This window comes from Shewanella algicola (assembly GCF_014648035.1).
Classification (GTDB): Bacteria; Pseudomonadota; Gammaproteobacteria; order Enterobacterales; family Shewanellaceae; genus Shewanella; species Shewanella algicola.
Window position 1 is genome coordinate 85,313 of record NZ_BMQI01000007.1, and the last position, 11,706, is coordinate 97,018.

9 protein-coding genes are annotated in these 11,706 nt (G+C 41.3%); 4 read left to right on the forward strand and 5 right to left on the reverse strand.

Annotated features, from left to right (window positions below):
- The first annotated feature begins 28 nt into the window (after nucleotides 1-28).
- Nucleotides 29-955, forward strand: coding sequence for an AEC family transporter (locus IEY42_RS04795; RefSeq protein WP_188924198.1), 927 nt, complete (start codon nucleotides 29-31; stop codon nucleotides 953-955).
- Between the two features lie 59 nt (nucleotides 956-1,014).
- Here IEY42_RS04795 and fur read toward each other — a convergent pair whose 3' ends face one another.
- Entirely contained in the window at nucleotides 1,015-1,446 is a 432-nt protein-coding gene (fur, locus tag IEY42_RS04800; protein ID WP_188916637.1) for a ferric iron uptake transcriptional regulator, read from the reverse strand.
- Between the two features lie 357 nt (nucleotides 1,447-1,803).
- Here fur and cobB point away from each other — a divergent pair, with 357 nt between their 5' ends.
- Both cobB and IEY42_RS04810 read left to right on the forward strand, forming a co-directional pair.
- Complete coding sequence (gene cobB, locus IEY42_RS04805; protein WP_188924199.1) at nucleotides 1,804-2,535, forward strand: Sir2 family NAD+-dependent deacetylase; 732 nt, start codon at nucleotides 1,804-1,806, stop codon at nucleotides 2,533-2,535.
- 43 nt (nucleotides 2,536-2,578) lie between these two features.
- Entirely contained in the window at nucleotides 2,579-3,007 is a 429-nt protein-coding gene (locus IEY42_RS04810) for an AAA family ATPase (RefSeq protein ID WP_188924223.1), read from the forward strand.
- Nucleotides 3,008-3,062: 55 nt separating this feature from the next.
- On the opposite strand, the gene IEY42_RS04815 is transcribed toward IEY42_RS04810, so the two are convergent.
- The 3 genes from IEY42_RS04815 to ggt all read right to left on the reverse strand — a co-directional run bounded on the left by IEY42_RS04815 (nucleotide 3,063) and on the right by ggt (nucleotide 9,715).
- A complete protein-coding gene (locus tag IEY42_RS04815) occupies nucleotides 3,063-5,159 on the reverse strand; it encodes a bifunctional 2',3'-cyclic-nucleotide 2'-phosphodiesterase/3'-nucleotidase (RefSeq protein WP_188924200.1) in 2,097 nt (698 codons plus the stop codon).
- A gap of 413 nt (nucleotides 5,160-5,572) precedes the next feature.
- Nucleotides 5,573-7,744 carry a M3 family metallopeptidase gene (locus IEY42_RS04820; protein ID WP_188924201.1) on the reverse strand — a complete coding sequence of 724 codons (2,172 nt, stop codon included), beginning with the start codon at nucleotides 7,742-7,744 and terminating at the stop codon, nucleotides 5,573-5,575.
- A gap of 219 nt (nucleotides 7,745-7,963) precedes the next feature.
- Nucleotides 7,964-9,715 (reverse strand): gamma-glutamyltransferase, encoded by a 1,752-nt coding sequence (gene ggt, locus IEY42_RS04825; protein WP_229779919.1) that lies wholly within the window; start codon nucleotides 9,713-9,715, stop codon nucleotides 7,964-7,966.
- A 113-nt stretch (nucleotides 9,716-9,828) separates the two neighbouring features.
- On the opposite strand from ggt, the gene IEY42_RS04830 reads away from it, so the two are divergent.
- Nucleotides 9,829-11,007, forward strand: coding sequence for a GNAT family N-acetyltransferase (locus IEY42_RS04830; RefSeq protein WP_188924202.1), 1,179 nt, complete (start codon nucleotides 9,829-9,831; stop codon nucleotides 11,005-11,007).
- A gap of 78 nt (nucleotides 11,008-11,085) precedes the next feature.
- Here the strand turns inward: IEY42_RS04830 and IEY42_RS04835 are convergent, their stop codons facing one another.
- The gene (locus IEY42_RS04835) at nucleotides 11,086-11,703 is read right to left on the reverse strand and encodes a LysE family translocator (RefSeq protein WP_188924203.1); all 618 of its coding nucleotides are present in this window, start codon (nucleotides 11,701-11,703) and stop codon (nucleotides 11,086-11,088) included.
- Between the last annotated feature and the right edge of the window lie 3 nt (nucleotides 11,704-11,706).

Genomic DNA, 11,706 nt, shown 5'->3' on the forward strand with positions numbered 1-11,706 from the left:
TTATTGCCTGTTTAGATGGATTTAATTGATGGCCATTGTGAATATTATTCTTCCGATTATGTTTATAGTTGCACTTGGCTATGGGCTTACTCGTGCTGGATTTTTTAATAAAGAGCATATTGCTGGGCTGAGCAAATTTACCTTTTATGTCAGTATCCCTGCATTTTTATTTACCAATATGTTGGCGGCGCCATTTTCCCAAAGTATCGACCCATCATCGTTACTCGCTTTTTATTTACCCGTGTTATTTGTGTTTGCTGTTGGATATCAAATTAATCGATATTTTGGCGCGAAAACGCAACAGCGAAGCGACGCCTGTGCCGTTTTTGCGTTGGGGTGCAGTTATTCCAACACTGTGATTGTAGGCTTACCTGTGATTACGGCTGCATTAGGTAAAGCAATGATTGGTTCGATATTCATGATCATTACTTTTCACAGTGCGTTTTTATTTGCGTTAACCTTTATATTGGCCGCACGTTCGCAGCAACATGGTTTTTCATGGCGTAATTTTACCAGCTCAATGGTGTTAAATCCGGTGGTATTAAGTATCAGTCTTGGGATTATCGCTAATGGTTTAAATATTGAATTAGGCGAGCAACTTGATGAAGGCCTAGCATTATTAGCCAAGCCTGCGCTAGCCTGTGCTTTATTTGTGTTGGGGGCTAACCTTAGTTTTTATCGGGTAGGCGATAATTGGCGCTTTGCTTTGCTAGCAAGTTGCTTAAAAATACTGTTATTGCCAGCTTTGGTTTATGTGATGGCAAATTGGGTGTTTGAGTTTTCTAAACAAAATACCATCATGTTAGTTTTGTTAAGTGCATCACCGTTAGGCGTAAATGCTTACCTTATCGCCACCGAAATTAAGCAATATCAATCAACCTTAGGGAGCACTGTGGTGTTATCGACTTTATTATCTGTATTGAGTTATAGCTTATGGTTGATGTGGTTGGTATAGCAGAAATGATAGACAATAAAAAACCAGCAACATTGCTGGTTTTTTGCATAACACACTGACTATTCGTCAGCGTGATCGCAAGTGTCGTTGGTGCAGTGACCATAAAGATACAAACTGTGGTGAGTCAATTTTATATTATGACGCATAGCGATTTCGTCTTGACGACGTTCAATCACTTCATCAGAAAACTCAATCACTTTATCACAGGTTAAACACACCAAATGGTCATGGTGTTGTTGTGTCGACATTTCAAATACGGCTTTGCCACTTTCAAAATGATGACGATTGAGGATCCCTGCATCGTCAAATTGGTTTAATACGCGATATACCGTTGCTAAGCCAATTTCTTCGCCGACTTCGAGTAACTTTTTATACAAGTCTTCGGCACTGATATGCTGATTCTCAGGCTCTTGCATCAGTTCTAGGATTTTAACTCGCGGCAGGGTTATTTTTAATCCGGCTTTTTTTAGCGCTTGATTTCCATCTGTCATTGCTAATCTCTTGATTGCAGAACCCATCGGTTCATCGGTGGATAATCTAATCATTATATGTCTTGAATATAAAAACATAAACCTCTTAACGCGCTTAATCAACCTATATGAAGAATATTTAGTAAAACACGTACTTAAGTTGATAGTATTTGCGTGATATCGCTTTAATATCATCAGTAAGCTTACTAATACTAAGGGATTATTGCACCTATTAAATGTAAGGTTATGATGAGACTATGTGATTTGTAGAAGAAAAAACTTTGCTAATTCGTAGTAGAGTTTAATGATAATGCCCCAGAAAGTGTTAATGTTAAATTAAAGTAATATGTAAATGATAACAACAATAAAGGACGTAACATGTACCGGCAAATTGTGGTACTGACCGGCGCGGGGATTTCAGCTGAGTCAGGTATTAAAACATTTCGTGATCAACATGGCTTATGGGAGGAACATCATATAGAAGATGTTGCTACTCCAGAGGGGTATGCTCGTGATGTCGAGTTGGTTGAGCGTTTTTATAATTCACGTTGGCAGCAACTCCATAGCGGTGAAGTGTTACCTAATAAGGCCCATGAAGCATTAGCCAAGCTGGAGGATGAGTTTGATGGCGAATTACTCGTCATTACCCAAAATGTTGACGACTTACATGAGCGGGCCGGGTCTCGTCGGTTATTGCATATGCATGGCGAATTATCTAAAGGCCGTTGCCCACAGTCATTACAAACGTTTGCATTACGTGAACCTTTTGGCGTAGATAATTGCTGCACTTGTTGCATCCCGGGTAAACGTTTACGACCACACATTGTATGGTTTGGCGAAATGCCTTTTGGTATGGATAGAATTCATGATGCATTAGATCATTGTGATTTATTTATTGCCATTGGCACATCGGGAACCGTGTATCCCGCAGCCGGCTTTGTCGATTCAGCAAATCATCACGGTGCACAAACAGTTGAAGTTAATTTATTGGCAGCAGACAGGCACAGCCAATTTCAATATCACTTAACCGGTAAAGCGGGGGAGATTGTGCCAAAGTTAGTGGACAAAATTCTTGCAGGTGAGGTGATTGGCAGTGACTCAGGAGAGTGAAATCTTAAGCTCAAAAGGGACTCATGCTAAGGTTGCAATTATTATGCGTGGTTTACCAGGGAGCGGTAAGTCATATTGGGTTGAACATTATATTGGTTCATTAGGCATTGAACAGTCTATGCATATTCGCCAGTACGGTTACTTTTCAACTGATAATTATTTTTATGTCGATGGTGAGTATCACTTTAATCCACAAAAGTTAGCCCAGTATCATCAAGCTAATTTAACCGCCTTTATTGAAGCATTAACACGCCAAGAACCTGTGGTGATTTGTGATAATACCAATGTGGCTTTATGGGAGTTTATGGCTTATGAAGCCGCGGCAAAAGCGCTAGGGTATCAGGTGCGTGTCGTGTTAGTGGGCCAACCTAAAGATGCTGAGCATCAACAATTATGCGCTGAGCGTAATCGTCATCATGTTCCGTTAGGTCATATTCAAAAAATGGGTCATCTGTTTGAAATAAATGAGTGAACAAAACAATGAAAAAAGGCGCTAAAAGCGCCTTTTTTATGCCATTTTCAATGTATTATTGCGGCGTAACCGGGGTAGTAAGGTCAATGCTATAAATAGCAAAACCTGATACTACGTCATCAGTTGTGGGTAACTTCACCATTTTACGTTGTTGATTTTCTTCAACAAACTTATCAGCTAGTTCGCTATCTTGCGTTTCAAAACGAATGTCTAATGCAACGGTTGCATTGTCGATAGTTTTAAAGTCCCAGTTGTAATCAGCAGATGGGTCAACCATTGCATCATATCCGCCAGTCGCATTAGGTTGTGATTGATCAGTGATATAAGCAGATAACGCATCACGGTTGGTATCTGGTAGTTCAAGCACTACGTGATCAGAACCGGTACCAGCAAATGAGCCACCAAACGCGCGGTAGTTATTTGAAGCCACAACAAATGACATTGCAGCTAATTCGTCACCAGTGATCACATTACCTTCATCATCAGTGTAAGCTAAATCAACAATACGATTAGCATCAGCATTAACCACTTCACAGCTTCGGTCAAACTTGCTTGGTTGAGTCACGTCAATTTTATACGTTAAGCCATCGATAACATCAAAGTTATACGTTGGGTGACCAGCACGGTTAATTAAGTTTTGTGGAGTACTGACAGTTGGGTCAATTTGGTTAAATTGGTTGGCTGAACATTCTAGCCAATCTTTTAACTCTGCACCGGTCGCTTTTACTGCAACCATAGTATTTGGGTAAAGGTATAAATCAGCAGCGTTTTTGTACGATAAGTCACCAGCAGGCACTTGCACATATTGACTTGCATCACCTTCAGCATAACGACCACCGGCTTTAAATGGCGCAGAAGCAGACAGAATCGGTAAGTCTTTTAAATCATCGGTGATTAAGGCTTCAACGCGGGCGATTTGTGCATTTGATACAATTTGAACCGTAGGATCATCTTGTACTAATGTTAAAAAGCTATACATGTCAGCAGCTGCAACACCAATGGGTTGGCTTACATATTCAATTGTACCGTTATGTTCTACTTCAATTGCATCACGTAAACTGTCTTCACCATCAACTAAAGCCACTTTATTGGTGTTGTCGTAAATTGGACGTGCAATTGCAGTTGATTCTTCATGAATGACGGTCCATTTGTCTTCAACTTGGCGTAATACTAAATCAACGACACCAAGGTTATCACCCCAACGACCAGGCATAACAGCTGGCACGCCGTTTAATAGGCCTTTGTCTACGTCAGTGTTTGGTAAGTCACTGTAAGTTGCAGATGGGAATACCGAGTGGCTGTGACCGAAGAAGATTGCATCAATGCCATCAACATTGGTTAACGCGTAAGTCGCGTTTTCTGCCCATGGATCTCCAGGATTTTCACTTGAACCAATACCAGAATGCGGAATGGCTAAGATAATATCAGCGCCTTCTGCTTTCATTTGCGGTACAAATTTATTCGCTGCTTGAACAATGCCTAATACTTCGACCTTTCCTTCTAAATTAGCTTTATCCCATTGAAGGATTTGAGGTGGTACGAAACCGATATAACCGATTTTAATAGTGTGTTCGTTACCATCAACGTCAGTGACGACTTTATCTTTAATGATATATGGGGTGAACATGTTTTCATTAAATAACACATCATCCCAACAGCCGTCTTTGTCAGCACAAATTACGTTAGCATTAATATAAGGGAAGTTAGCACCGTCTAATGATTGCTCTAAAAATGATAAACCGTAATTAAATTCGTGGTTACCAATATTACCCACTTCATAGTCAAGCGTGTTCATTGCTTTGTAAACTGGATGAGTATCGGTAAGTAAATCGTTTTCAGTTTTGAATTTATTTGCAATATAGTCACCCATCGGACTACCTTGTAATAAATCACCGTTATCGACTAATACTGAGTTTGTGACTTCAGCACGAGCAGCATTGATTAGGCTGGCTGTGCGCACAAGGCCAATGGTTTTATCTTCACTACCTGAATAATAGTTATAATCCATCATATTAGTATGAAGATCAGTAGTTTCCATGACGCGTAAATTAATATCTGCGCTAACAACACTTTTGTTATCGTTGTCAGAGTCACAAGCTGTCATGCCCATGGCGCCAGCAATAACAACGGCTAGTAGTTTTTTATTTAACATATTTGTCTCTCTGTTTTTTTGACCCCGAGGCGTACTTTTTTGTTTTTGCCTCATACGTAGTGTTAACATTTGTTATCAATATTGATGACAAAGTGAAAACACTGAGCAAGTATAAACATGATAAGTGAATAAATTGTAATGGAGCGCCAATTTAATTTAAAAAAAAGGTGCGTTTGCTCAATTATTCTTCGTTATTGGAGGGTTTGATGTGTTGTAACGTATCAGGATGTGAGTGTGAGATAAATACGTTAAAGATCATGTTAAATATTCATATTTAACCATGAATGAGATTAATAATTGAGAAGGGAAGTGGTTAATAAATGTATTTGAATATATATTCATATCGTGTGTTGTTATATTCGCAATGACCTTTCGGTCATTGCGAATATAATAAAGCTTAAGCTAATTAACGTTTATTTTAAAAAGCCTCTGCTGCGTAATAAAGGTTCAATACCAGCTTCTTTACCTCGGAACTCTTTGTAAAGCTCCATAGGATCTGCACTGCCACCTTTTGATAAAATATTATCTCTAAACTTTTGTGCTGTTTCAGGATCGAATATGCCATTTTCTTTAAAGGCCTCGAACGCATCTGCCCCTAAAATATCTGACCAGAGATAGCTGTAGTATCCCGCAGAATATCCGCCGGCAAATATGTGTGAGAAATAAGTGCTGCGATATCGTGGGGCGATTTCATTAATCAATGCCATCTTGTTTAATGAGGCTTGCTCAAATTTTGCGGCATCCCGAAGCGTATTATCTTCTAATGAGTGCCAGTCTAAATCGAGGTAAGTTGCTGCCATGTATTCAACCGTCGAAAATCCTTGGTTAAATTGGCTAGCAGCCTGGATCTTTTCAATCAATGATTGCGGGATAACTTCACCTGTTTGATAGTGCGTGGCAAATTGAGCCAGCACTTCAGGTTGGGTCATCCAGTTTTCCATCACTTGTGATGGGAACTCAACATAATCACGTGGTACTGCTGTTCCTGATTGAGAGCGATATTTCACATCAGACAACATACCGTGTAATGCGTGGCCAAACTCATGGAATAGGGTGCTTGCTTCATCAAAGGTTAATAGCGCTGGCTCATCGCCTGCTGGGCGAGGGAAGTTAAGTACATTAACCACAATCGGCTTAGAATCAACACCGTTCATATTGTATTGTTGACGATACGAGTTCATCCATGCGCCGCCGCGTTTACTTGGACGCACAAAGTAATCGCCCATAAACACTGCCATCAGGCTGCCGTCTTTATCGTAAACTTCCCAAGTGCGAACGTCTGGGTGGTATGTCGGCAAATCATTGCGCTCTTTTACTGTAATGCCATATAAACGATTAGCAGTATAGAAGACACCTTTTAGGGTGTTATTAAGCGAAAAGTAGGGCTTGGTTTGCTGTTCATTAAAGCTGTATTTTGCTACGCGGATTTTGTCAGAATAATACCACCAATCCCAAGGTTGGATGGTAATGTCAGCACCTTGTGCATCAACTAATGCCTGCATGTCGCTGACTTCATTGTTGGCTTTTTTGATAGCCGCAGGCCACACTTTATCAAGTAACTTGTATACGTTTTCTGGAGTTTGCGCAGTGCGCTCTTCGAGTACAAAGTGGGCATGACTTTGGTAGCCCATAAGTTGTGCTACTTCAGCGCGTAATGCCGCAACCTTAGCTAAAATGACTTTGTTATCTTGCTCGTTATCGTTATTACCTCTCGATATATATGCTTTGTATATCTTTTCGCGTAATTCACGGTTATCTGCGTAAGTTAAAAACGGCGTAATTGATGGACGATGTGTCGTAAATACCCATTTTCCTGGATGACCTAGGCGTGTGGCTCTGCGCGCAGCGGTATCAATGACATCTTGAGGTAAGCCAGATAATTCTTCTGGGTTATCTATTACCAGTTGAAATGCATTGGTTTCAGCAAGTAGGTTATCTGCGAAAGCGAGGTTTAATTTACCAATTTGCTCATTTAAATCGCGTAATTTATTTTTATCATCAACTGATAAATTAGCCCCGCCGCGAGTAAAAGCACGGTAGGTATCGTTTAGGAGTTTCGCTTCTTCAATATTGAGTGATAAATTTTCGCGCTGGTTATAAACTGTTTTGACACGTTGAAATAACTTATCGTTTAGGTAGATATCATCTCTAGAGGCTGACAACTTAGGTGAAATTTGCTTTGAGATGTCTTGTAGAGCTTCGTTGGTGTTGGCACCGGTTAGATTAAAAAATACCGAAGTGACTCTGGTTAGCAAATCGCCTGAGAATTCCATTGCCTCGATGGTGTTGGCAAATGTGGGTGCTTGAGGATTATTAGCAATCACCGCAATTTCTTGCTGTAATTCTGAAATACCGGCCTCAAAGGCTGGCATATAGTCGTCCGTAGTAATTTTGGCAAAGTCTGGCATTTCGAAAAATGTGCCATAAGGCTTAAAAAACGGATTATCAGCATGTTGTTGTTTTATTTGCTCAGCTGTTAATGGCGCTTCTACAGACGCTTGTTGTGTTGATGAAACAGAGCATGCATTTAGTGCAAAAATTAACGCAATGCTAGCGACAATAGGCTTAAGGGTTGCTCCCTTCATAAGGTGTCCTCTTGATTAGGTTTTCTATCCTCAATAATGAGCAATAAAATGTGAGTCGTGTTCATTTGGGTTTACCGACAACATTCTACTTATTTAGACGTGAAGATGATGAATATAGATGTAAAGATGTTGATTAGTTTGTAACAAAAAAACCGAGCAACTTTGGTTGCTCGGTTTTATTTGGACGTTTTGTAGATTTTTATAACATTAATTGCATCATTAATGCCCTATTGCTGCAGAGCCTGCACGTCTTGGATCTGACGCCCCAAAAATACCTTGCTCAGTCACCATAATGGATTGAGTGCTACCAATCGATTGCTGGGTTTTAATTTGATGGCCTTTTGCTTCAAGCAGTGAAATGGTATCGCGGTTTAACGTATGCTCAGCCCAAATAAAGTCTGGCTGCCACTGATGATGAATACGTGCCGCTGTTGTAGCTTCAGCAATATTCAACTTATGGTCAATCACATTCATGATGATTTGCAAGGTGATGTTGATAATGCGCGAGCCGCCTGGGCTGCCTGTGACGATAAAGGGTTTACCATCTTTCATCACAATGGTTGGGCTCATTGAACTTAAAGGGCGTTTATTGCCTTGCACTGCATTAGCGTCACCACCAATTAAGCCATAACCATTTGGGGTTCCCGGTTTTACCGAAAAGTCATCCATTTCATTGTTTAGCAAAATACCGGTCCCTTTTGCTACTAATCCAGAACCATAGCTAAAGTTTAAAGTATAAGTATTAGCAACAGCGTTACCCCATTGGTCAACAACAGAGTAGTGAGTGGTTTGATCGCTCTCATGGCCGGAAAGTTTACCCGGTTTAATTTCACTGCTAGGGGTTGTTTTATTGATTGCGATTTTATTGGCAATGGTGTCGGCGTATTCACGACTAGTTAATTGCGCTACCGGAATGCTGACAAAATCAGGATCACCCAAAAACTCGCTGCGATCGGCATAGGCGTACTTCATGGTTTCAGCCATTAGGTGCAGTGTATTGGCGGTATTGTGGCCTAATTGATTGATAGGAAATTTCTCGAGTACATTGAGCATTTCAACAATGTGGATCCCACCTGACGACGGTGGTGGCATAGAAACGATTTCGTAACCACGATAATTACCGCGAACAGGCTCACGTTCTACTACTTTGTAATTGGCTAAATCTTGTAAACTCATTACCCCGCCAGCTTCCTTTACTGCCGCGACGATTTTCTTTGCCGTTTCACCTTGGTAAAAACCGTCAGTGCCTTTTTGGGCAATCAGTGATAACGAATGCGCAAGCTCTGGCTGCTTTAAAATTTCATCGACTTGATAGTCACTGCCATCAGCATGGTAAAAAATTTCAGCTGAACTTGGCCATTGTGAAATACGCGATTTTAAGCCACTTAATGAATTTGATAAATCTGAAGTGACGACAATGCCATCTTTAGCTAACTTTATCGCTGGCGCGATGACTTGTTTTAAGCTCATAGTGCCGTATTTTTGTCTTGCAAGTTCCATCCCCATCACGGTACCAGGTACACCCACGGCTAAACCATGTTCACGGCTCAGTTTATCAACGGCGTTACCTTGTTCATCTAAAAAGATGTCTTTATGTGCTTTGCTAGGGGCTGTTTCACGGTAATCTATGGCGATGGTTTTATTTTGTTCGGCTAAATGCACTAACATAAAACCGCCGCCACCAATGTTACCTGCTCGTGGTAAGGTGACTGCGAGGGCATAACCAACTGCAACAGCGGCATCAACAGCGTTACCGCCTTGCTTTAAAATATCAACACCAATTTGGCTGGCGATAGCCTCTTGGCTTGAGACCATGCCATGTTTGGCATAAATTGGCTGGGCTGTTGCCATTTCGCTGAAAATAGAGGTTTCATTAGCATAAGAAGGCGTACTATTTAAAACGGGGTAGCACAAGGTGACAGATAATGCTGCGCTAAGTAATAAGGGTTTCAATTTAGGGAGTCGATTCACGATCATTCCTTGGTGTTGATTTATTTGATTAAGTTGTAGAACATGCCACATGATTGTGACAATTGGTATGAGAATTTAAACCAATCTATTTAAGCATTAACGGGTAGGTATCGGTGGAAAATAACGAGGCACTAGTTTATCAATTCAGATTTACTAATACTATTAGTGAAATAACAAAAAGACAATGGAATGAATATTTTGATGCTAGTCAACCCTTTACGCGTCATGAATATTTATCCGCTTTAGAGTTAAGCCAATGTGTGAGCCATAAAACCGGCTGGCAGCCGCATCATCTTGTGGTCACTCAAGGTGATACGATTGTGGCGTTAATGCCTTTGTACATTAAAACCCACTCCTGGGGAGAGTATGTGTTTGATTGGGCGTGGGCCGAGGCTTATGAACGTAATCAATTAGATTACTATCCCAAACTGGTGAGCAGTATTCCTTTTACGCCAACAACGGGTGCACGTATTGGTTTTTTGCCTTCATTAAGCGACATCGACAAGCAGCACGTCACTTCAGAAATCATCAACGTAATAAAGCAGCAATTAAGCGAGCGGCAATGGTCTTCTTGGCATGGGTTATTTAGTCATAAAGCCGAACATACTCTGTGGGCAAATACTGGCATCATTGTGCGTCATGGTTGCCAGTTTCATTGGCGCAATAATCACTATCTGGACTTTAACGATTTTTTGACAAGCATGAGCTCTAGAAAACGTAAAAATATAAGCAAAGAGCGCGCACAAATACAAAAGGCACAACTGCGTTTTACCTTTGTGAATGGCGATGACGCCACCGACGAGCAATGGCAAGGTTTTGTCCGCTGTTATCAACAGACTTACCTTAAGCGCTCTGGACACCAAGGGTATTTGTCTGCGGTATTTTTTAAGTTAATTGCGCAAACGATGGGAGAGTCAATCAGGTTATTAATGATTCAAAATGCACAAGATGAGTTGGTGGCGTCAGCGCTTTACTTTGTTTCCAACACGCACTTGTACGGTCGTTACTGGGGGGCGTTGAGCGATTACGATGGTTTGCATTTTGAAGCCTGTTATTATCAAGGCATCGAATATGCGATCGCCAATCAGCTACATGTGTTTGACGCGGGCGCGCAAGGTGAACATAAAGTGGCAAGAGGTTTTTATCCGGTAGCGACTTATTCAAGCCATGTGATTGACCACCCTGCATTTAATGATGCCATTGCAAATTTTTGTCAGCAAGAACAGCAGCACATTAAACTTTATATGCAGCAGATGACAGAGCAATTACCATACAAGGCGATTAATCAGTAAGAGCTGCAACATGTCTGGTCTTACAGAAACAATAGCGTCAGTAAGGTCATCCAACAAGAAGCGCGTAGGTTTTTGGTATTAATCCAGTGCGAGCCACACACCTACAAGCATCATTAAGCTGCCGGCGATACGGTTCATCCAACGAATATTATCGCCGCGGCTTAAAAACAAACGTAAGCTTTTGCCGCCGCTGGCATAGGCCAACATCGACACACTTTCGGTTATCATAATAATACCCAGCAACACACCAAGCTGTGGGCCAACAGGACTGTCGACATTGATAAACGGCGGAAGTAACGAAATCATAAACGCCCACCCTTTAGGGTTGGCAATGGCGGTAATAAATCCTTGGCTGATTAAGCTTGCTCGGCGGGCGTTGACTTGGGCACTGTCGATAACCGCCATTTTCCCTTTGGCGCGCCACATATTAATGCCGATATACACTAAATAACCGCCACCCAGCCATTTAAGTAAATCAAATACCTGTGGGTAATTCAGCATAATACTGGCTACGCCCAGTACGGCTGCAATGGCTACTAATGCCACTCCGACGAGCTCACCTAGCATCATCCATAAGGTTTTACGTACGCCAACGCTCATGCCCAGAGTCATGGCTAACGTCATGCACATACCTGGGGTGATGGAGACAAAAAAGAAGGTTGGAATAAACACAGCAAGTACGGTGTAATCAGGCATTGG